Source organism: Bradyrhizobium sp. SK17, assembly GCF_002831585.1.
Taxonomy (GTDB): domain Bacteria; phylum Pseudomonadota; class Alphaproteobacteria; order Rhizobiales; family Xanthobacteraceae; genus Bradyrhizobium.
In genome coordinates this window covers 3,941,235-3,963,837 of sequence record NZ_CP025113.1, presented here as the reverse complement: position 1 = coordinate 3,963,837, position 22,603 = coordinate 3,941,235, and the positions used below count along the sequence as shown (strand labels likewise).

General features: G+C 64.9%; 15 protein-coding genes. 3 read left to right on the top strand and 12 right to left on the bottom strand.

The features are described 5' to 3' along the window. Nucleotides 1–43 precede the first annotated feature (43 nt). Complete coding sequence (locus tag CWS35_RS18205) at nt 44–280, bottom strand: hypothetical protein (protein WP_024579436.1); 237 nt, start codon at nt 278–280, stop codon at nt 44–46. A gap of 407 nt (nt 281–687) precedes the next feature. Between CWS35_RS18205 and CWS35_RS18200 the strand changes: the two genes are divergently transcribed. Next, nucleotides 688–1,191, top strand: a complete 504-nt coding sequence (locus CWS35_RS18200; protein ID WP_100952907.1) for a hypothetical protein — start codon at nt 688–690, stop codon at nt 1,189–1,191. A gap of 95 nt (nt 1,192–1,286) precedes the next feature. Here CWS35_RS18200 and CWS35_RS18195 read toward each other — a convergent pair whose 3' ends face one another. The 4 genes from CWS35_RS18195 to CWS35_RS18180 all read right to left on the bottom strand — a co-directional run bounded on the left by CWS35_RS18195 (nt 1,287) and on the right by CWS35_RS18180 (nt 7,865). Next, nucleotides 1,287–3,671 (bottom strand): RND family transporter, encoded by a 2,385-nt coding sequence (locus CWS35_RS18195; RefSeq protein WP_100952905.1) that lies wholly within the window; start codon nt 3,669–3,671, stop codon nt 1,287–1,289. Nucleotides 3,672–3,968: 297 nt separating this feature from the next. Next, on the bottom strand, nt 3,969–4,763 hold the full coding sequence (eutC, locus tag CWS35_RS18190; RefSeq protein WP_100952903.1) for an ethanolamine ammonia-lyase subunit EutC: 795 nt from the start codon (nt 4,761–4,763) through the stop codon (nt 3,969–3,971). Between the two features lie 4 nt (nt 4,764–4,767). Further along, the gene (locus CWS35_RS18185) at nt 4,768–6,354 is read right to left on the bottom strand and encodes a B12-binding domain-containing radical SAM protein (protein WP_100952901.1); all 1,587 of its coding nucleotides are present in this window, start codon (nt 6,352–6,354) and stop codon (nt 4,768–4,770) included. A 128-nt stretch (nt 6,355–6,482) separates the two neighbouring features. Further along, nucleotides 6,483–7,865: an ethanolamine ammonia-lyase subunit EutB gene (locus tag CWS35_RS18180; RefSeq protein ID WP_100952899.1), complete on the bottom strand. Its 1,383-nt coding sequence runs from the start codon at nt 7,863–7,865 to the stop codon at nt 6,483–6,485. Nucleotides 7,866–8,205: 340 nt separating this feature from the next. Here CWS35_RS18180 and CWS35_RS18175 point away from each other — a divergent pair, with 340 nt between their 5' ends. Beyond that, nucleotides 8,206–9,888 (top strand): methyl-accepting chemotaxis protein, encoded by a 1,683-nt coding sequence (locus CWS35_RS18175; protein ID WP_100952897.1) that lies wholly within the window; start codon nt 8,206–8,208, stop codon nt 9,886–9,888. A gap of 164 nt (nt 9,889–10,052) precedes the next feature. After that, nucleotides 10,053–11,555: a sensor domain-containing diguanylate cyclase gene (locus tag CWS35_RS18170; protein WP_100952895.1), complete on the top strand. Its 1,503-nt coding sequence runs from the start codon at nt 10,053–10,055 to the stop codon at nt 11,553–11,555. A 40-nt stretch (nt 11,556–11,595) separates the two neighbouring features. Here CWS35_RS18170 and CWS35_RS18165 read toward each other — a convergent pair whose 3' ends face one another. From CWS35_RS18165 to CWS35_RS18135, 7 genes are all read right to left on the bottom strand, one after another. Beyond that, nucleotides 11,596–12,474: a transglutaminase family protein gene (locus tag CWS35_RS18165; RefSeq protein WP_100952893.1), complete on the bottom strand. Its 879-nt coding sequence runs from the start codon at nt 12,472–12,474 to the stop codon at nt 11,596–11,598. Continuing rightward, nucleotides 12,471–15,002: a circularly permuted type 2 ATP-grasp protein gene (locus tag CWS35_RS18160; protein WP_100952891.1), complete on the bottom strand. Its 2,532-nt coding sequence runs from the start codon at nt 15,000–15,002 to the stop codon at nt 12,471–12,473. Before CWS35_RS18160 ends, CWS35_RS18165 begins: the two co-directional genes overlap by 4 nt. A gap of 20 nt (nt 15,003–15,022) precedes the next feature. Then, the gene (locus CWS35_RS18155) at nt 15,023–18,280 is read right to left on the bottom strand and encodes a DUF2126 domain-containing protein (RefSeq protein ID WP_100952889.1); all 3,258 of its coding nucleotides are present in this window, start codon (nt 18,278–18,280) and stop codon (nt 15,023–15,025) included. 221 nt (nt 18,281–18,501) lie between these two features. Next, nucleotides 18,502–19,005 carry a GDSL-type esterase/lipase family protein gene (locus CWS35_RS18150; protein WP_100952887.1) on the bottom strand — a complete coding sequence of 168 codons (504 nt, stop codon included), beginning with the start codon at nt 19,003–19,005 and terminating at the stop codon, nt 18,502–18,504. A gap of 46 nt (nt 19,006–19,051) precedes the next feature. Then, entirely contained in the window at nt 19,052–20,575 is a 1,524-nt protein-coding gene (locus CWS35_RS18145; RefSeq protein WP_100952885.1) for a UxaA family hydrolase, read from the bottom strand. 104 nt (nt 20,576–20,679) lie between these two features. Continuing rightward, complete coding sequence (locus tag CWS35_RS18140) at nt 20,680–21,456, bottom strand: HpcH/HpaI aldolase/citrate lyase family protein (RefSeq protein WP_100952883.1); 777 nt, start codon at nt 21,454–21,456, stop codon at nt 20,680–20,682. Between the two features lie 44 nt (nt 21,457–21,500). Beyond that, on the bottom strand, nt 21,501–22,586 hold the full coding sequence (locus CWS35_RS18135) for a malate/lactate/ureidoglycolate dehydrogenase (RefSeq protein WP_024579423.1): 1,086 nt from the start codon (nt 22,584–22,586) through the stop codon (nt 21,501–21,503). Between the last annotated feature and the right edge of the window lie 17 nt (nt 22,587–22,603).

Sequence of the window (22,603 nt, the reverse complement as noted above, 5' to 3'; positions counted from 1 at the left end):
CCGATCACGGGCCTGACGCCGGTCGCTGAGGCCTGACGCGGTCTTATTGGCCGTGGGTCTTCAGCACCTGATCGCAGGCGGCGCTGATCTTGCTGCGGTTCTGCTGCAGGCAGGCGAGAATCGTGAAATCGCCCTGATCGATCACGGCGCGGCAGTGACGCTGCACGTCACGCGTGCAGGCCTTTTGCTCGTCGGGGGTACCGCGCCCCTGCTGCTGGGCGAAGGCGCTGGACGAGAGCGGGATCGACAACAGGGCAACAGCCAGGAGAAATTTACGCATCGTATTCCTTCATTTCCGACAGCAGAAAATCTGTCCCCGAAAAGCGCTTCGGCATGGCCGGGACGGATTTGTAGGGATTGCAGACGCCACGTAACGCGGCAACGGATTGACGACAAGCACCGCTAAATGCGGCTAAATTTGCGGCGCTGTAAACCCCTGCATAAATCGTTGATTCTAAACAACGATTCTTGCCATCACTTTATCGCGTTTGACGATTGCGGATGACGGTTGCGCACAGCTACATGCCGCCGTGGAGTCGAAGGCTTCTGATTCTGCGCGATGACGATCAGGCATCGTGCACATGGCTGTTGTCGTTTGAACCTAACATTCTTCGGGGACACTAAACTTTCGATGCGGCGAGACGTTTTCTTGCGAAAGAGGCGTTGATTTTGATGGGAAAATTCACAATGAAATTGTTTGGTTCCAGCCTGTCCGGCCAGGCTCTCAGAGCTGTGGGTATCGGCGCCGCACTGTTGCTGTCTTGCTCCGCTGTTCATGCCCAAGCCGGCGGACCCTTTGCCGGTTTTGCCGGTTCATGGACCGGAACAGGCACGGTGGCGTTGTCCAACGGCACGACCGAACGCATTCGTTGCAAGGCAGACTACAAGGTCGCGCCGTCGGGCATGAACCTGAAGCAGTCGCTGCATTGCGCCAGCGACAGCTACAAATTCGACCTCTCCAGCGACGTCACCAGCCAGGGCGACCGGATTTCCGGCAACTGGAGCGAGGCGAGCCGCAACATCTTCGGCAATTTGCAGGGCACCGCGGGTGGTGGCCGAATCGACGTATTCGTCGAGGCGTCCGGCTTTGCTGCGAACCTGAACCTCCAGACCAACGGCTCCAAGCAGGTCGTGCAGATCGACTCAAAGGGCGAGATTCGCGGCGTCACGATCACCATGACCAAGACTTGACGCTACCGGCCGATCTCGTCGGCAAATGACAAAGGCCCGGTTCCGAACGCATCGGAACCGGGCCTTCTTGTTGCAAGTCCCACGCTGTTCGCCGATCAGGCTTTTTCGATCGGCGCAGGCTGCCCGCCCTTGCCGCGGAGTTTTTGCGACAGGTTGATCAGGAACATCGAGGTCGGCCGCAGGATGAACAGGTCCGCGATCAGTGCTGCGACCATCGAGAACGCGCTGAGCCAGCCGAACAGGCGCAGCGACGGCAGATCGGAGAACACCGTGACGACGAGGCCGCAGGCCAGCACCACCGTGGTGAGGATCAGCGCGGGACCGACCAGCACGGTGGCGCGCTCCACAGCAAGCTCCGGCGTGATGCCCGGCTTGGTCTCGAGCCGCAGCCGGTTGAGAAAGTGGATGGTGGCGCTGAGCCCGAGGCCGAACGACACGGTCAACGCCACCACGCTGGCGAATTGCAGTCCCTCCCCGAGCAGCCACAGCACGGTGCCCGACAGCACCACGGGGAAGATGCCCGGCAGGATGCAGGAGAACATCACGACGACGGAACGGAATGCCAGCCCGATGAAGATCGCCACCAGCAGGAATTCGATGGTGAGGCCGTGGTTGAGCTTCTCAATCATGCTCGCGCTGTTGCGCGCGGCGATCACCGAGAGGCCGGTCACCGCGATCTCGTAGCCGGGATGCTCGGCACGCACCTTATCCAGCGAGTGATCGAGCTTGTTCACCACCGGAAGCAACTGGCTCGAGTCCAGATCCGGGACGCGCCCCGACACCACGACCGCGTCCTGATTCTTGTCGATGAACCGCCGCACCAGATGCTCGGGGATCAGGTCGACATATTCCTTCAGCGTCGCGACGTCGTCGCTGCCGGCCTTTTCGGCAAGCCAGCGCCGCAGGGTTTCCAGCGACCACACGTTGCCGACGCCGGCTGAGTCCTCGACCATCGCGTGAACGTCGGCGATCGTCTTCAGGGTCTCCGGTGAGTACAGCGACTGGCCCTTGGGGAATTCGATCAGCACATCGACCGGATTGGCACCGGTCAGCTTGGCGTCGAGCCGGCTCGACGCCTCGACCGCCTGTCGCTTGTCCGGCACCTGGTCGGCGAGCCGGTAGCGCGGCTCGAGATTGGCGTAGATGATGCCGAGACCGCCGACCACGATCAGCGCGAGCAGGCTGAACAGCCCGGGACGGCCGACCATGCGCACCGCGATCCAGTAGCAGAAATTGCGCAGCGCCTGCACGCCGGCATCCGCGCTCTGGAACTTGACCGCAAACAGCTTCTCATTGCGCACCAGCAGGATGCCGAACACCGGCACCAGCGACAGCACCGCGACCAGCGCGATGATGGTGGCGGCAAGCCCGGCCTCGCCGAACTTGCGGATCAGGTCGGAATCCGAGAATTGCAGCGCGATGAAGGAAATGCCCGCCGTGCCGTGTGTCAGCACGCAGGCCGGCCCGACCACCAGCACGGCATTCTTGAAGGCGGTGAACTTGTCCTGGCCCGCGATCAGCCGGTCGCGTGCCGCGAATGTCAGCTGCATCGAATCGGAGAAGCTGATCACCATGATGAGCGGCGTCATCACGTTGAGGAACATGTTGAGATTGAAATTGGCCCAGCCGAGGCCACCAAGCGCGAGCAGGATCGCGATCATCGGCGGGAACGCCGCCGCCACCATGAAGGAGATCTTGCGGAAGAAGATAATGGCGATGATGCAGCCGGCGAGGATGCCGAGAATGTTGTAGGTCAGGCCGTCGCGCTCGACCGCGTTGCGGATCTCGAGCTGCATCACCGGCACGCCGGACAACTGGGCATTGAGCCCGCTGCCGCCGAGATCGTCGGCCATGATCTTCCTGATGTCGCCGACCACCTTGCCGAGCTTGTTGCTGGCAACCACCTCGGGCTCGAGCGAGAGCACGACCAGCGCCAGCGTGCCGTCCTCCGACAAGAGCTTGCCGCGGATGATCTCGTTGCTTTTGACGGTCTCGATGAACTTGTCGTAGGCCGCGCCCTCCGGAAGCTCATTCGGGAACAGCGCCGCCGGCAGCTTGCCGGGGGCCGGCGCCTGGCGCGCGGAGAACAACGAGACCAGTCCGCGCACGCCCTCGACGAGTTGTAGGTCCGTGACCATGTCACGCAGCTTGCCGAGATTGTCGCGCTGGAGCAGCGTCTTGCCTTCGACCACGACGAGAACGTCGAACTCGGTCGCCGGGAAGCGCTTGGTTACCGCCTCATATTGCTTGTAGTCCTTGGAATCGGAACGGAACAGCTGCGACAGCGAATCGTCGATCTTGATCCGGTGCACGCCGAACACGGCGCCGATCAGCAGCAGAACGAGCACGATGCAGGACAGGATCGGCGCCCGCATCGGGATCAGGCCGAGACGCTCGATCCCGAACGCGATGCTGGGTCCCGAGCGCGGCTCCTCGATCTTCTCGACGTGGACCTGACTTTCCGTGTTCTTTTCGAGCATGCCCTGTCCAGTTCTGAAACGGCTCAATTTGTCTAGCTTGGGTCTAAAGCGCGATGAGATCAGGTTGGATCCTCATCGCGCCTCGGCTCCTTGGTTTACGCATGATCTCTTCGGAAACCGCTTCGCACTTTTTCGGATCATGCTTTAGGGGCGCGAATGAGGCGGATGGGCGCAACTGATCGGCGCTAGTCGTTGAAAACACGCGAATATTGACCGGCGCCGGTTTTACAGGTCAGGCCCTTTGCTCGCAAGCGCAGGGGTCCGGACAAATCAGCAGGGAACCGGCGAACACCAACATTAAGTATCTGATTTGTCACACCCGGGTAGCGCATTCTGTGACGATCCACCGCCGCTTTCATCCTTCAGCGCGACCCCCGTGATCTGGCGAGCCAGTCCCTCCCGCACAAGCCAGGAGATCCTGAAGGCGGCCTCCGCATAGCTCAGCCCGGCGCGGTGGATATTGGAGATGCAGTTCCGGTCAGCATCGGTGAGACCGATCCGCGGCGCAAAGGTGAGATAGGCACCGAGGCTGTCCGGCGCGGACAGGCCGGGCCGTTCGCCGATCAGCATCACCAGCATGCGGGCTCCGACGATGGTGCCGATCTCGTCTCCCAACGCGACGCGCGCGCCCGACGCCACGATGACCGGGCCCGCGTCGATCCTGTCGGCCGCAAGTCGCGGCAGCAGCTGCCGGATCAATTCGACGGCATGCACATTGACCGCGGTCGGCGACAGGCCATCCCCGATCACGATTGCGCAGGAGCATGCGGTGATGGCACGACCTTCGAGCGACCGCCTCGACGCGGAATCCAGCATGCGCCCGAGATCCGGTCGGCGCAGATAGTCGCGCCGGCTGGGCGCCTGGCTCGACACCTCGGGTGCCGTGATGCCGAGGCCGGCGAGGTCAGCCGCGATCCCGCCGAGATCGAACGCCGCGTGGACGGCATCCCTGGCGCGGGCGTGATCACGCGTGAAGGCGAGCAGCGCGCTGGTCGGCAGGCTGGCCCCGGAGCGGCCGAGACCGACGCGCGCCGGCGTGAGCTCACGCAGATCGGCAAGCGAAGGGGACAGTGGCACCGGCGGTGTCGTCATGCTGCTATTCAGCGGGGACCGATGCCTCGCGCAGCCGGATCGAGTAGTTGGACGCATTCTGCCGGCCGCTGGAGGCTGCGCGCGCGAAGGTGATCAGGTGATGCGCGACCAGTGTCGCCGAGATCAGCCCCTCGATGTCGCCACGCCTGAGCCGGCCGAGTGCAAATTTCCAGAACACCCGCCTGTAATCGCCGAGCACGCCGACCTTCCAGAAGATGTTGCGCAGCATGATCAGGCCGCGCCGGATGTTGGCCCAGCTCTTCATCTCCGGGCTGACCGGCACCTTGATGCGGTTGGCATAGGTGTAGTTGCACTGATGCAGATAGCGCTCGAACAGCTTCTCGGGGTCGTAGGCGATCTCCATGCATTTGCGCCAGGAGCTGACGACATCTTCATATGGCAGCAGGAACTGCACGTTGGAATCGCGGCCGTCGTCATCGACCAGCCGGCCGGCTTTTTCGAGCCGGTCCCACAATGGCGTCTTCGGCAGCGCCTGAAGCAGGTTGATGGTGAGCAGCGGGATCTGCGATTCCTCGACAAAGGAGAGCAGCGCATCGCCGGTCTGGGGCTTGTCGGTATCGAGCCCCATGATGATGCCGGAGACCACCTCCATGCCGTAGGAATTGATGGTGCGCACCCCCTCCAGGATCGGAACCATCATGTTCTGATCCTTGTGCATGGCCTTCAGCGCGTCCGGATCGGGCGTCTCGATGCCGACGAAGATGGTCACGAAGAAGGCTTCGCGCATCTTCTCCAGGATCTCGGGGCGCTTGGCGATGTTGAGCGTCGCCTCGCAGGCGAGCCGGGTGACATAGCCGGTTCGCTTCTGCCATTCGATCAGATGCGGCAGCAATTCGCTCGCCGCCTTGCGGTTGCCGATGAAATTGTCGTCGACGAAATAGACCGTGTCGGTCGCACCGCAGGCGCGCAGCTTGTCGAGCTCGGCGATGATCTGCTCCGGCGACTTCAGGCGCGGATTGCGGCCATAGAGCCCGGGGATGTCACAGAACTCGCACTGATAGGGACAGCCCGAGGAGAACTGGATGCTGCCGAGGAAGTACTTCTTGGTTTCGGCGAGTTCATAGGCCGGCAGCGGGAATTCCGTCATCGGCAGCCGGTCGACGGTCTTGAGCACCACCTGCTGGTCCGGCCGGCTGGTGTCCGCCGCCAACCGCCGGATCAACTCGTTGGTGGCGTCGCCGAGTTCGCCGACATGAAGGTAGTCGAATGAGGGGTAGTAATCCGGGCAGGCACTGACCGACGGCCCGCCAATCGCGACCACGAGATCGTGGTCATGCGCCCGGTGGCAGATGTCATTCATCTGCTGGCGCTGGATGTGCATACCGCTGACGAACACGGCCTCCGCCCACTCGAAATCCTCCGCGGTCGCCGGATCCAGATTCTCGTCGACGAAGCGGACCGGCCAGTTCTCGGGAAGATATGCGGCGATCAGCAGCAGGCCCTGCGGCGGCATGAAGGCCCTGACGCCGTCGGTCAGGGGGTAGGAATGCTCGAAGGTCCCAAAGGACGACGTGTAGCGCGGAAAAACGCAGAGGATACGCCGTACAGTCTCAATGCGCTCAGCTCTCATCGAATGACCCCGAAGCACCCGCAAATCTAACCACGGCGCGGAACGCTGGGCCAGAAATTCTTCAACATTGTGGCACGCACCAACGTCACAACGGCGAGATAGTTGCTCTGCGGAATTTTGCTATCCCGTCAGGCTAGGAGCCTGGCAGCGAGGTCGGGCAGCCGCCCCTCGTCGGCAACGAGGCGGAAGTCCTGCCCGGCGAGGCCGACACGCGCCAGCCAATCGTCGAATTCGGGCGCCCGCTTCAGGCCGAACAGGTCGCGGATGTAGAGCGCATCGTGAAACGATGTCGACTGATAGTTCAGCATGACGTCGTCCGCGCCGGGCACGCCCATGATGAAATTCACGCCGGCGGCAGCAAGCAGCGTCAGGAGATTGTCCATGTCGTCCTGATCGGCCTCGGCGTGATTGGTGTAGCAGACGTCGATGCCGAGCGGCAGGCCGAGCAGTTTGCCGCAGAAATGATCCTCGAGCCCGGCGCGGATGATTTCCTTGCCGTCATAAAGGTATTCCGGACCGATAAAGCCGACCACGCTATTGACCAGCAGCGGATCGAACGCGCGCGCCACCGCATAGGCCCGCGCCTCGCAAGTCTGCTGGTCGACCTGGTGATGGGCGTTCGCCGACAGCGCCGAGCCCTGCCCGGTTTCGAAATACATCACATTGTCACCGACCGTCCCGCGGCGCAGCGACAATCCCGCTTCGCGCGCCTCCCGCAGCAACGAGAGGTCGACACCGAAACTGCGGTTGGCCGCCTCGGTGCCGGCGATCGACTGGAACACGAGGTCGACCGGCAACCCCTGCCCGATCAGTCCGAGCGTGGTCGTGACATGGGTCAGCACGCAGCTCTGCGTCGGAATCCCGAGCCGGGTGATGATGTCATCGAGCAGCCGCAGCAGGGTGCCGATGACGTTCGGATCATCGCTCGCCGGATTGATGCCGATGCAGGCATCGCCCGATCCCAGCAGCAGCCCGTCGAGGATCGAGGCGGTGATGCCCTTGGGATCGTCGAAGGGATGGTTCGGCTGCAACCGCGTGCTCATTCGCCCGCGCAAACCGACGGTGTTGCGGAAACGCGTCGTCACCTGGCATTTCTTCGCGACCAGGATCAGGTCCTGGTTGCGCATCAGCTTCGAGACTGCCGCGACCATCTCCGGCGTGATCCCGCGCGAGATCTTCCGGATCGCATCATCGGTGGCGGCGTCCGACAGCAGCCAGTCGCGGAAGGCGCCGACCGTGAGCGACGAGACCGGCAGGAAGCCGGCAACGTCAAGGCTGTCGAGGATCAGCCGGGTGACTTCGTCGTCCTCATAGGGGATGACGGGCTCATCGAGGAATTGCCTGAGCGGAACATCGGCAAGCGCCAGCCGCGCGGCGATCATCTCCGCGGCACTGTCGGCCGCAAGGCCGGCCAGCCGGTCGCCGGAACGGGGCGGCGACGCCTTGGCAAGCAGGAGGCGTAGATCCTCGAATGCGTAATTCGTGGCATCGATGGTGTGACGATACAGCATGGGAATTCGCGTCGCGGGCTGGAGCGGTGTAACCTAGCACCTCTTTGCGAAAGTCGTGCCATCGGCTTTGCCGGGCGCGCCGGAGGCTGTTGATGACGCAGCCCCGTCCGCATCGGCACGGTCGCAACCCGCCAACACCCTATCGCGCCCAGGAGCCAATATAAGACATTGGTATTACTCGGACATTCCAGCGGTTGCGGCTGCGAAAAATTCGCGCATTAAGAAATTGTCCATGAAGATTTCGCATAAGCCGTAGTCGGCCGAAGGTGCTCCCCGGCCTCCTGGAGTGCCCGCAATGCCCACCCCCATCACGTCCTCCGTCCCGATGTCCCGGCCTCCCATGGCATCCCGATTCTCGCTTGCCGCCAGGCTCTACTCGACGTTCGCGCTGATCGCGGCGCTGACCGCGGCCATCGCCGTCCTGTCCGACTACAACGCGCGGCGCAATGCCGAGCTGACCGCAGCCGTCGATCTCGCGAGCCGCGCCGCGCTCAATGTCGAGCGGGTCAATTCGCTGGTCTATGCGGTGGTGATGGAATCCCGCGGCATCTACATGTCGACCGAACCGGCGGCGGTGAAGAAATACGGCGACGGACTGCTGGCGTTCAACGAACGCATCCTCGGCGTGGTCAGGAACTGGGAAACCCTGGTGCAGGCTGATGACGCTGCCCAATTCGCGGTGTTCAAGACGCGCATCGAGCAGTTCATCGCGTTCCGGAAGGAGCTGGTTCGCCGCGGCATCGAGATCGGCGCCGCGGCCGGGCGTGAATGGGGCGACAACGACGCCAACCGCGACGTCCGCACCGCTCTGAATAAGGATCTCGAGGCGCTCTCCAAGGTCTATGCCGAGCGCAGCAAGAAGCTGGCGCAGCAGACCGACACCAACCGCACGCTGGCGCTCGTGCTGACCGGGCTCGGCGCGGCCGCCCTGATCGTGGTGGTGCTCGGCGTGCTGATCATCGCCCGCTCGGTGGCCCGTCCGCTGTCGCAGATCACCACGGCCATCAATCAGGTCGCCGAAGGCGGCGCGCATGTCGACGTACCGCATGTCGATCGCGGCGACGAAATCGGCGCGCTGGCGCGCGCCATCGGCGTGTTCCAGGAGGCGATGGACCGCAATCGCATCCTCAATGCGCAAGTCATGCAGGATTCCGCGGCGCGCGACGCACGCGGCCGGCACATCGAGGGCTTCGTCGAAGCATTCCGCGGCACGATCGGCACCGTGCTCCGCGCAGTGCACGACAACGCAGCCACAATGCGGGAGACCGCGCAGACCATCGCAACCGTCGCGGCCGACGCCAACGGCCGCGCCGTGGCGGCGGCAGGTGCCACGGAACAGGCCTCGAGCAACGTCTCCGCGGTCGCGGGCGCCGCCGAGGAACTCTCGGCCTCGGTCGAGGAGATCGGCCGCCAGGTGTCCCAATCGTCCGGCGCGGTCGATCAGGCGGGCGCGCGCACCGACCGGTCGATCAGCGAGATCGAGGGCCTTGCCGCCACCACCCAGCGCATCGACGGCGTGCTGAACCTGATCCAGGCGATCGCGGAGCAGACCAACCTGCTCGCCCTCAACGCCACCATCGAGGCCGCCCGCGCCGGCGATGCCGGCCGCGGCTTCGCGGTCGTTGCGCACGAGGTCAAGGCGCTGGCCGGGCAAACCGCGAAGGCGACCGCCGAGATCAGCGAGAATGTCGGCCTGATCCAGGCCTCGACCCGCAATTCGGTGGCAGCCGTGCGCGAGATCGGCCAGGCCGTCCGCGAGATCAGCAACGTCACCGCGAACATCGCGAGCGCGATCGGCCAGCAGGACGCGGCGACTCGCGAAATCTCCGCCAACGCGCAGATGGCCGCCCAGGGCAATGAAATCCTGGTGACCAATGTCGGCTCGCTGCGCGACGATATGGACCAGACCAGCAAGGCGGCGGAATCCGTGCTCGCAGCGTCGAACGATCTGACGTCAACCGCCGAGACCCTGTCTCGCGAGGTCGAGCAGTTCTTCCACAATCTGCGCAGCGACGCGGCCTGAGGGTCTGCCGCTGACCGGCAGCCGCGTGCGTCACCCGACGCCGCGCGGTTAATGCTTCCCTAACGTCGACGCATAATTTGCAGGCGGTTCGGGCCGGCTTTCTCAATTTGATACCCCTATAAAGGCCGACAAAGCGCGGGGGCGCGGGAGTTGGGAAGCAGGTCATGAACGGGCTGTTGCCACGACCGAGAGCGGTGCCGACCAAGCGGCTGCTGGCCCTTGGTATCGGACTCGTCGTGAGCTTTTCGGCGATTTGCCTCTCGATCCTTTGGGAGATGGCGCAGAAGGATTTTCAGCACGCGAAGGAAGGCGCGACCAATCTCGTAGCCTCGATCGCAAGCGAGATCGACCGCAACATCGAACTCTATGACCTCTCGTTGCAGGCCGTCGCCGACGGCATCAAGCTGCCGGAGATCAGCAACATCAGCCCCGAGCTCCGCCAGGTGGTGCTGTTCGACCGGGCAGCGACCGCCAAGGATCTCGGCTCCATTCTCGTGTTGAACGCCGCCGGCGACGTCACGCTCGATTCCCGGACCCTGACGCCGCGGCGCGCGAATCTCGCCGATCATGATTTCTTTCAGGTTCATCGGGCGCGATCGGATGTCGGCCTTTTCATCAGCCCGCCCTGGGTCACCCAGGAAGGTGAGTATCTGATCAGCCTGAGCCGGCGCATCAGCAACGGCGACGGCTCCTTCGCCGGCGTGGTCGCGGGCAGCATGCGGCTCAGCTACTTCCACAACCTGTTCCGGAAGCTGAACTTCGGCGCCGGCGACAGCATGGTGTTGTTCAATACCGGCGGCACGATCCTGATGCGCACGCCGTTCGAGATCGAGCGCATCGGACAAAACATCAAGAGCTCGCAGACCTTTCGCTTGCTGCCGCGCCAGCAGTCGGGCTCCTACACATCGAAATCGATCGTCGATCACGTCAACCGGCTTTATGTCTTCCAGCAGGTCGGCAATCGCCCCCTTGTCATCGCCGAAGGCCTCGCGCTCGACGGCATCTATGCGGATTGGTGGCAACAGCTCTGGCTGACCGGCATCGTGGTGACCGCGCTCGGCGGCTTTTCGATCGTGCTGATGTTCTACCTGTTGGCCGCGCTGAAACGGCGAGCCGCCGCCGAAGGCCGGCTCGCTCACCTCGCCAGCACCGATGCACTGACCGGCCTCGCCAACCGGCGCCGGCTCGACGATACCCTTGACGGTGAATGGCGTCGCGGCTTGCGTGCGAAGGCGCCGGTCTCGCTTCTGATGATCGACGTCGATCATTTCAAGGCCTTCAACGACACCTACGGGCATCAAGCCGGCGATGCTGTGCTCGCCACCGTGGGGCAGTGCATCGCAGGCAGCACCAAGCGCGCCACCGATCTCGGCGCACGCTATGGCGGCGAGGAGTTCTCGGTGTTGCTGCCCGGCATCGGCAAGGCCGGCGCCCTGGAGGTTGCCGAACAGATTCGTGCCAAGCTGACCGCCGCCCGCGAGGCCGAGCCTGAATTGCCGACCGTCAGCATCGGATTGTCCTGCCTCGTCCCCGACCATGAGCGCACGTCACGCGATCTGCTCAAGGCCGCGGATCTTGCGCTCTATCAAGCCAAGCGCGAAGGCCGCGACCGCGTCATCGTCAGCCCGATCGGGTGGGACAAGTCCGGCAAGCGGCAAGTCGCCTGATCGAGATCGCGTTGCGCCAGCGCGCGTCCGCCGTCCCGATTCACTCCACGGGCAATACGTCGACGGCGACGCTGAGCTTCTGCTTGCGCGCGCCGACGATGACGCCGTCGACCGGCGAGACGTCGGCGAAGTCGCGGCCGATGGCGAGAACGACGTGGTCGTTGGCGATCATGAGATCGTTGGTCGGATCGAACCCGACCCAGCCGAGCTCGCTACCGCACCAGACCGACACCCAGGCGTGGGTTGCGTCGGCGCCCTGTAGCCGCGGCTGGCCCGGCGGCGGGATGGTGCGCAGATAGCCGCTGACATAGGCCGCGGGCAGCCCGAGCCCACGGAGTCCCGCGATCATCACATGGGCAAAATCCTGGCAGACACCGTGGCGCTTCTCGAACACATCGCGAAGCGGCGTCGAGATCACGGTCGCCTTGGGATCGTATTTGAAGTCGGTCCGGATCCGCCGCATCAGGTCGGCCGCACCGGCGAGAATGCCGCTGCCTGGCGAAAAGCTCGCGGACGCATAGGCCGTCACCGGCCGCAGCACCGGCACCAGCGCGCTGGCAAAGACATAGCCGACCGGCGAAGCCGCATCGAGGCTCGACGCCTCGAATGCCCGATCGCGCACGCTCTCCCAGGGCGGGCTCGCGGAGTCACGCGCCGGCGGCTGCCGCTCCACCGAGACCCGTGAGCGGGCGTCGATGCGCAGACTGCGATGCGCGGTCTCGATCAGGACGCTTTCGGTCAGCGTGCCGAAGAAGTCGCGCCGCGCGGTGCGCTCCGCGGGCTTGGGACGGATATCGACCGCATGCGAGATCAGTTGTTGCCCGTCGCCGCCGATCGGCTCCAGCCGCAGCGCGCAGCGCGCGAAGCTGACCTGGGTCTCGTAGCTGTAGGTCGTGACGTGCCGGATATCGTAGATCACGCCAGCCCCGTGAGCTTCTCCGGCCGGCTGGCGTTCGGTCCATGCGGGAAGTAATGCAGCCCGATTGCGTCGGAGAGGCTGAGCAGATCCTGCTCCAGCGCAAACAAGGTCTTGACGTCGAGGCGACCGGCTTCGGCCGTCGTCAACATGGCCTCGAGCGCGACCGCGAGCCGCTGTGGCCGCTCGATCAGGCCGTGCTCCTTCAGGCTCGGCAGCGCGGCGATATGTTCGTTCAGCGCGGCGACCTGGAACGCGACCGAGCGCGGATTGAAGGGATCGAGCACCGCCAGATCGCGCACCGGCGTCAGCAGCGGCTGCACCAGATAGCGCGAGCGGTAGGTGATCTGGCAGTCGACCAGCGTGAGCAGGATGTCGAGGTCCTCGTCACCGGCTTCGTCATAGGCGAACTGACGGGCAAAGCGCGTGGTGTTGATGGCGCGCTCGGCGCGGCGGCCCATCTCGAGGAAGCGCCAGCCGGCTGCGCGGTTCATGTTCTCCTGCGCGAGGCCGGCGAAGCTTGCGAGCTCCTGCAAGGTCAGCTCGGCGGCGCTGACGACGCCGTCATCGTCGTGAACCTCGATCGCGAGCCGGTCGGCCATCTCGGTGATGACCTGCCACGCATCTGGCGACAGCCGCTCGCGCAAGCCCGTGGCCGTGCGCTGCGCCGATCGCACCAGCGACAGCGCCGAGCCGAATTTGTCCTCGCTTTGCAGCGCTTCGAGCGCGACCTTGGCGGGGTTGGCGCGCGCGGTCTGCGAGGCCGCGCCCCAGGCCACCAGCATGCGCTGGATGCGCTCGGCCGAATGCATCGTCGGTGCGGTACCGCTCGCATTCGCCCGCGCCTGATCGCGCAGCGGCGTGCACAGTGCGCGGATCAGGCGGATGGTGGCCTCGGCGCGCTCCAGATAGCGGCCGAGCCAGAACAGATTGTCGGCGGCGCGGCTCGGCAACACGCCGGCGATGCGGCGGATGCGGACGGTGTCGACCGCCGGCAGCAAGGTCGAGGTCGCAACTGCCTTGTCGGAGACCACCCAGACGTCGGCGGACACCGCGCCGTCACCCATCGATACCGCGCGCGCATCGGCCCGATCGGCGATCCGGCAGAAGCCGCCGGGCAGCACGGTCCAGCCATTCGGCGTTGCCGCCGCGAACACCCTGAGCACGAAGGGACGCGGCGCGATCCGGCCGTTCTCCCACACCGGCGTCGTGGACAGCCGCACCAGTTCCTGGCCGACATAGTCGATGCCGCGGTGGCTGATCGCATCCCTCAGGCGGTCGCGGTCCGCCGCCGACAATTCGCCCGGCAGCACCGGACCATTGCCCGGAAAGTCCGCAACGCCGCGGCCATAGGCGCCCTCGATCGCGAACTCGTCGAGCCGCGACAACACCTGTTCGCGGGCGGACTTCTGGCCGCACCACCAGGTCGCGATGTGCGGCATCATCAGATCTTCGGAGAGCAAACGTCGACAGAGATTGGGCAGGAAGCCGAGCAGCGCTCTCGCCTCCAGCACGCCGGAGCCCGGCATGTTGGCGACCACGACGCCACCCTTGCGCAGCACCTCGACGAGGCCCGGCACGCCGAGATAGGAGGACGCGTCGAGCTCGAGCGGATCGAGCATGTTGGAATCGACCCGCCGCAGCAACACGTCGAGCCGCTTCAGCCCGGCGACGGTGCGGATGTGGATGCGGTCGCCAGAGACGGCGAGATCATCGCCCTCGACCAGGAGGAAGCCGAGATAGCGGGCAAGCGTGGCGTGCTCGAAATAGGTCTCGCTGAACGCGCCAGGCGTGAGCAGACCAATCCGCGGTTCGTCGCGATCGGCGCTGGCGCGAAGTGAATCACGGAACGCTTCGAAGAACGGCGCCACCCGCTCGACATTCATCGATTTGTAGAGATCGGAAAAGGCGCGCGACAGCACCAGTCGGTTCTCCAGCGCATAGCCCGCGCCGGACGGCGCCTGCGTGCGATCTCCGAGCACCCACCAACGGCCATCGGGCCCACGGCCGATGTCAGCGGCATAGAGATGCAGATAGCGGCCGCCGGGCGGCTTGATGCCGCTGACGGCGCGCAGATACTCGCTGCTGCCGGCGATCGCCGCCGCGGGGATCGCACCTTCGGCGACCAGGCGGCCTTCGCCGTAGAGATCACCCAGCACCATTTCCAGGAGCTGCGCGCGTTGCGCGACGCCGGCGGCGAGCTGGCCCCAGTCGGCCGCATCGATGATCAGCGGCAGATGGCTGAGCGGCCAGATCCGGTCGGAGGTATCGCCCGGCGCCCGATAGGTGACGCCGGCCTCACGCAGATGGCGGTCGGCCGCGGCAAAGCGGCGCTCGATATCGGCCGGCGACAGCGCGGCGAACGCATCGAAGAAGCGGCTCCAGACCGGCCGTGGCGCACCGTTGTCGGCAATATATTCATCCGGAATGCCCGGAAGCCGGACATAATCGCGGGTCCATTGCGCCATCCGGCGCTGGCGGGGACGGGCCCTGCTCTCCTGACTGCTGCCTTGCCCACCCGACACGGTCATTGCACTTCCCCTCGACACAATTAGTGCAGGAGCGGCGTCCGCAAGTCGAGGGTCAAGGGAAACTCAATTGTGCGTTCCTCTGGCGGCGCCTCGATCTTGCCGGGGGTATGGCCATGCGGCTGGAAGCGTGCCAGCCGCCGCGCCTCGGCCTCGTAGGAATTGACCGGCTTGGTCTCGTAATTGCGGCCGCCGGGATGGGCAACGTGATAGACGCAGCCGCCGAGCGAGCGGCCGTTCCAGGTGTCGATCAAGTCGAAGGTCAGCGGCGCGTGCACCGGAATGGTCGGATGCAGGCCGGACGCCGGCTGCCAGGCCTTGAAGCGGACGCCGGCCACCGCCTCGCCAGCGCGGCCAGTCTCGGTCATCGGCATCCGCCGGCCGTTGCAGGTGATGACATGGCGGCCCTCGATGAAACCCGTCGCCTTGACCTGCAACCTCTCGACCGATGAGTCGACATACCGCACGGTGCCGCCCGCGGTGCCCTCCTCGCCCAGCACGTGCCAGGGCTCGAGCGCCTGCCGCAGTTCGAGGCCGACGCCGCCATGATGGACGCGGCCGAAGGCGGGGAAGCGGAATTCGAGCTGGGCCTGATACCATTCCGGCTCGACGTCGTAGCCGGATTGCCTGAGCTCGGCGAGCACGCCCACGAAATCCTCCCAGAGGAAATGCGGCAGCATGAAACGGTCATGCAGCGCGGTGCCCCAGCGCACGAACTTGCCCTGCTGCGGCTCGCGCCACAGCTTGGCGATCAGCGCGCGGATCAACAGCTGCTGCGCCAGCGACATGCGTGGGTCGGGCGGCATTTCGAGCGCACGGAATTCGACCAGGCCGAGCCGGCCGGTCGGCCCGTCAGGCGAATAGAGCTTATCGATGCAGATCTCGGCGCGATGGGTGTTGCCGGTGATGTCGACCAGGATGTGCCGGAACAGGCGGTCGACCAGCCATAGCGGCGCGTCCATGCCTGGCGGCGGCACGTGCGCCAGCGCAATCTCCAGTTCATAGAGCCCGTCATGCCGCGCCTCGTCGATCCGTGGCGCCTGGCTGGTCGGGCCGATGAACATGCCGGAAAACAGATAGGACAGCGACGGATGCCGCTGCCAATACAGCACGAGGCTCTTCAACAGGTCCGGCCTGCGCAAGAACGGGGAGTCTTCCGGCTTGCTGCCGCCGACCACGATGTGGTTGCCGCCGCCGGTGCCGGTGTGGCGGCCATCGATCAGGAAGCGGTTCGCGCCGAGTCGGATCTTCGCGGAGTCCTCGTAGAGGCCGAGGGTGATGTCGACGGCCTCGCGCCAGCTCTGCGCCGGCTGCACATTGATCTCGATCACGCCGGGATCGGGCGTCACCTTGATCACCTCGATGCGTGGATCGAACGGCGGCGCGTAGCCTTCGACGTGGACTTGCAGCTGCAACTCTTCTGCGGCGGCTTCGATCGCGGCGATCAGATCGAGATAATCCTCGACCTTCTCGACCGGCGGCATGAAGGCGCACAGCACGCCATCGCGCACCTCGATCGACATTGCGGTGCGCACCGGCAGCGGTTCAGGGATCTCCTTCAACGCTTGCTTCAGCTCGTCTGAAAGCGCGTCGCGCGGCGCCATCGGATCGCGCTCGACGATGTAGGGGTAGTCATCCGGGGGAACATATTCGAGCGAGGCGATCGGGAGCCGCAAGCCCAGCGGGGAATCGCCGGGCGACAGGAACAGATGGCTGCGCCGGAGCTTCCAGCGCTCGCTGCGCCAGCGCGCCGGCACGCGATCCGCGAGCGGATTCCAGCGCTGGATCGGCAGCACATAGCCCTTCGGCGTGGTCAACCCCTCGTCGAACACCCGCGCGAGACGTGCACGCTCTTCCGGATCGGTCAGCCTGGAATTGTCGGGGGTCACGTTGGCCGGCAGGCCGGCTTCGCGCTGTAGCCAGAAGGCGGGGTCTTCATAGGCCGGCATGACGTAATCCGCACCAAGACCAAGCCGGTTTGCGATTGCCTCGACGAAGCGCCCGGCGTCCGCGACCTCGGCCTTGCGCGAGTTTTCGATGCTCGCGATCAGCTCGGCATTGTTCCAGATCGGCTTGCCGTCCTTGCGCCAGTACAGCCCGAACGCCCAGCGCGGCAGGCTCTCGCCGGGATACCACTTGCCCTGGCCGTAATGCAGCAGGCCACCGGGCGCAAACCGCGTGCGCAGCTTGCGGATCAATTCGTCGGCCAGCGCGCGCTTGGTCGGGCCGACCGCGGCGACGTTCCATTCCGCCGATTCCAGATCGTCGACCGAGACGAAGGTCGGCTCGCCGCCCATGGTCAGCCGCACGTCGTGCTTTGTCAGATCGACGTCGACCTGCTCGCCGAGCCGGTCGAGCCGCGCCCAGGATTCATCGGAGAACGGCTTGGTGATCCGCGGCGCTTCGCGGATGCGCTTGACGCTCATCTCGAAGCCGAACTCGACATTGGCGGCGCCTGCGGTTCCGGTCACCGGCGCGGCCGCGCGGTAGTGCGGCGTGGCGCAGACCGGGATGTGTCCCTCGCCGGTCAGCATGCCGGACGTGACGTCGAAACCGATCCAGCCCGCGCCAGGCAGGTAGACCTCGGCCCAAGCGTGCAGGTCGGTGAAATCGCTCTCGATCTCGCGCGGCCCCTCGATCGGATCGATGTCGGGCCGCACCTGGATGAGGTAACCGGAGACGAAGCGCGTCGCGAGCCCGAGGTGGCGCAATGCCTGGATCAGAAGCCAGGCCGAATCGCGGCATGAGCCGGAGTTTGCGGCCAGGGTCTCCTCCGGCGTCTGCACACCGGACTCCATGCGAACGATGTAGCCGATCCTCTTCTGCAACTGCGCATTCAGCTCGACAAGGAAGTTGACGGTGCTGTCGGCCTTGCGCGGAATGTCGTTGAGGTATGCGACGAGCAGCGGGCCCGGTTCGTCTGTCTCGAGATACGGCGCAAGTTCGGCCTTGAGATCGCCGGGATATTCGAACGGGAAGCTGTTGGCATAGGGCTCGACGAAGAAATCGAACGGGTTGATCACCGTCATCTCTGCGGTGAAATCCACCTCGACCTTGAGCTCGGTCGCCTTCTCCGGAAAGACGTAGCGTGCCAGCCAGTTGCCCTGCGGGTCCTGCTGCCAGTTCACGAAGTGATTTGATGGCGTGACCTTGAGCGAATAGCTCAGGATCGGCGTGCGCGTATGCGGCGCGGGTCGGAGCCGAATGGTCTGGGGCCCGAGATCGATCGGCCGGTCGTATTTGTAATGCGTGACGTGATGCAGTGCGACCGATATCGACACGGACCGAGGACTCCAGCAGCTTTTTTGAGCAGAACACTGGTTCCGGTCGACATCAAGCACTAACAACGGGCACGGAGTGCCCAAGCGGCGAGCGGGGCCGTAGCCCGGATGGAGCCAACGGGTCGCGCGAACGCGCGCCCGATGACAGGCTCCGCGCAATCCGGGGATAGTCTCCGCGGCAAGAGTGCCGGATTTCGCTGCGCTCCAGCCGGGCTACGGGACTAACGTCCGATCGCGCCCGAGACCTGCGAAGCAAGCTGCTCGGCGAGCATGTGATAGCCCTCGGGAGTCAAGTGTACACCATCGGGCTGATGCGGAAGTCCGCCCAGCATCCCGTTCGAGAGCATGATCACCTTGATGCCACGGGCACTGAGTCGGCTTTGAATATCCGCGGTCCGGTCCGGGCTGCCCTTGCGCCGGTCATTGCCGCCCGGCTGGAGAATAACCGCGCTGGTCCCGTTCGGAACCGCCCGGTCCAGCCGTTGCAGCATGCCTTCCGTGGTATCGCCATTGATGCCGGCGTTCACGACACGGACATTCAGCCCCTTCGCCCGCAGGATCGCTTCGAGCTGCGCGGGATAGGCCTGGTTGCGCGCCACGCCCTTGCCGTAGGTGTTGCTCGCGCCAAGCGCCACGATGGTCGCGGCGTCAGCCGATACGGCGCCAAGACTGAGCGCGGCGAGCAATGCGAGGCATCCAAAGATTCCCGACCGACGCGCGCGCATGTGTCCTCCATCAGGTCGAACATGCCACGTCATGTTGGTGACGTGGCTACATCGTGGCTCCGAGCACCCACGGCGCGAACTCGGCGCCGCCGAAATCGAAGCTCTCGCTCTTGGTCGGCTGGCCCGAGGCGGTCTTGAGGATGAGGTCGAAGATGCGCTGGCCGCATTCCTGCACGCTCTCCTCGCCGTCGAGGATGGTGCCGCAATTGACGTCCATGTCGTCTTCCATCCGCTTGTACATCGGCGTGTTGGTGGCGAGCTTGATCGAGGGCGCAGGCTTGCAGCCGAACACGCTGCCGCGGCCGGTGGTGAAGCAGACCAGGTTGGCACCGCCGGCGACCTGCCCGGTCGCTGCGACCGGGTCGTAGCCGGGCGTGTCCATGAACACGAAACCCTTCTTGGTGACGGGCTCAGCATAGTGCAGCACGTCGACCAGATTGGTGCTGCCGGCCTTGGCCATCGCGCCGAGCGACTTCTCCAGAATGGTGGTGAGACCGCCGGCCTTGTTGCCCGGGCTCGGATTGGCGTTCATCTCGGCGCCCTCGCGCTGGGTGTATTCCTCCCACCAGCGCATCAGGCCGACCAGCTTCTCGCCGACTTCGCGGCTGACGGCGCGACGCGTCAACAGATGCTCGGCACCATAGGTTTCCGGCGTCTCCGAGAGGATCACGGTGCCGCCATGACGCACCAAGAGATCGCTCGCCGCGCCCAGCGCCGGATTGGCCGACACGCCGGAGTAACCATCCGAGCCGCCGCATTGCAGCGCCACGGTGAGCTCGCTCGCCGGCACCGCCTCGCGCTGGACCTTGTTGGCATCAGTGAGTGCTTCCTTCACGAAGGCCACACCGGCTTCCACGGTCTTGCGGGTGCCGCCGACCTCCTGGATGTCCATCGCGCGCAGACGGCCGGCGAGCTTCTGCTCGGCCATCAGGCCGCCGATCTGGTTCACCTCGCAACCGAGGCCGAGCACGATCACATTGGAGAAATTGACGTGACGGGCGTAGCCACCGAGCGTGCGGCGAAGCAGCGCCAGCGGCTCGTCCTGGGTCATGCCGCAGCCGGTCTTGTGGGTCAGCGCGACGACGCCATCGACATTCGGGAAGTCGGCCAGCGGATTGTCGCCGGTGAACGGATTCTTCTTGAACATGTCGGCGACGATCCCGGCGACATGGGCGCTGCAATTCACCGAGGTGAGGATGCCGATATAGTTGCGCGTCGCGACGCGGCCGTCGGCGCGGCGGATGCCCTCGAAGGTCGCCGGCAGATCGAAATTCGGCACCGGCTTGACGTCGACGCCATAGGCGTAGTCCTTGGCGAAATCGCCCATGCCGCAGTTTTGCGTGTGCACATGCTGGCCCGGTGCGATCGGCTGCGTCGCAAAGCCGATGATCTGACCGTAACGCCGGATGGGTTCGCCCTGCGCGATCGGCTTGATCGCAACCTTGTGGCCGGCCGGAATGCGGTCGACCGTGGTGACGCCATCAGCCACCTCAAGCCCCGGCGGCAGGCTCGCACGGGCGATCAGGACGCTGTCGTCGGCGTGCAGACGGATCACTTGTGCCGGGGCCATGGAGTTTCTCCTTTTGGAGGCGAATAGCGAATGGCGAGTAGCGAACAGCGCGCTACGCGAACCGCCAATCTCTATTCGCCACTCACTACTCGCTATTCGCGTCCTTACGCCTTGCCGCCGGACTTCTCGCGGGTCTGGTTGACCTGCATCTTGGCGTAGACCTGCATCAGGCCGACCTCGTTCGACAGCGTCACGAGCTTGAAGCCCATGTTGATCGCGCGCACCGCGCCCTCGGCGCCGGAGCAGTGGATGCCCGGGTTGAGGCCGCGCTTGCCGCATTCCTTGATGATCTTCTCGTAGATCTTGAGGATCTCCGGCTCGTCGCGATCGAGTTTCGGCACCAGGCCGTAGGAGAAGCCGAGATCGGACGGGCCGATATAGACGCCGTCGATGCCTTCGACATCGAGGATGGCTTCCATGTTCTCGACCGCGGTCTTGGTCTCCATCATCGGCAGCAGCACGATCTCGTCGTTCGCGGTCTGCTGATAGGTGCCGGCCGAGCCGTACATGCCGGCACGGATCGGGCCGTTGGAGCGCACGCCCTTCGGCGGATATTTCGCGTAGGAGACGAGGTTCTTGGCTTCCTGCGGCGTGTTGACCATCGGGCAGATCACGCCATAGGCACCGCCGTCCAGCACCTTGCCGATGATGCCCGGCTCATTCCACGGCACGCGGACCATCGGGGTGACCGGGTGCGCATGCATCGCCTGGAAGCATTGCACCATCGACTGATAGTCCTGCACGCCGTGCTGCATGTCGACGGTGACGCTGTCGAAGCCGCATTGCGCGATCACTTCGGCCGAGAAGCCCGAGGGGATCGCGAGCCATGCGTTCACCACCGCCTTGCCCGATGCCCAGATTTGCTTGACCTTGTTTGCCATTGATCACGTTTCCTTTGTGGTTCTTGCGTGCTTCTTGGGGGACCTCAGCTGGTCGCCCGCTGGATCGAGACTTCGCTGACGCCGACTTCGCGCGCGGTATTCACTATCGCCGCCCAGGTGTCGTCAGGCAAGGGGATGCCATTCCTGGTGCGCTCGGCGCGGGTCTTGCGCTCGGGATCACCCGGAACCAGTACGGACTCCGTGCCCGCGATCGGTTTGGTGGCGCGGATGAAATCGGTGTAGCGGGTGATTTCGCCATCGAAGAAATTGCTGGTGTCGATCACCTTGGGGTCGATGTAGAACGCCATCATGCCGTTGGCGAAGCGGCGGTCCGACGACGTCGCGCCGGTACCGGTGAGCGCGCCGCCGAGCAGTTCGCAGATGAAGGCAAGCCCCGAGCCCTTGTGATCGCCGAAAGCGCGGATCGCGCCCGTACCCTTGGTATGGTCGCGCGGCCCATCGGGCGTGTACGGGCCATACAGCACGTGCGGGTCCTCGCTCAGCGTGCCGTCGGCATCGACGAGCGCGCCGTGCGGCAGCTTCTTGCCGCCGCGGCTTGCCACCAGGCACTTGCCCTCGGCGACGACCGAGGTCGCGAAATCGAGCACGATCGGATCCTGGCCCTGGCGCGGAATGCCGACGCAATAGGGCGCGGTCGACAGCCGCTTCTCGACGCCGCCATAGGGCGCGACCAGCAGCGATCCCGCAGCGGTCACGAAATGAATTGAAACAAGGCCTTCGGCGGCGGCCATTTCGGCCCAGTCGCCGACACGGCCGAGATGGCCGGAGTTGCGCAGCGCGACCGCGGCGAGCCCCGCCTTCTTGCACTTCTCGATGCCGAGCCTGACCGCAACCGGCGTCACGGTCTGGCCATAGCCGAACTTGCCGTCGACCACCGCGAGCGACGGCGTATCGACCACCACCTCGGGGGTCTGGTTCGGCACGATCGAGCCCATCTTCTTCCACCTGACGTAAACAGGCACGCGGATCACGCCATGGCTGTCGTGCCCGGTGAGGTTCGCCGTCGTCAGGTAGGTCGCGATGCGCTTCGCTTCTTCGGCGGAGGACTCCGAATGCGAAAACACCTCGGACACGAAGTTGATGAGGTTATCGACCTTGATGGTGACCATGAAATACTAGCTCGCTC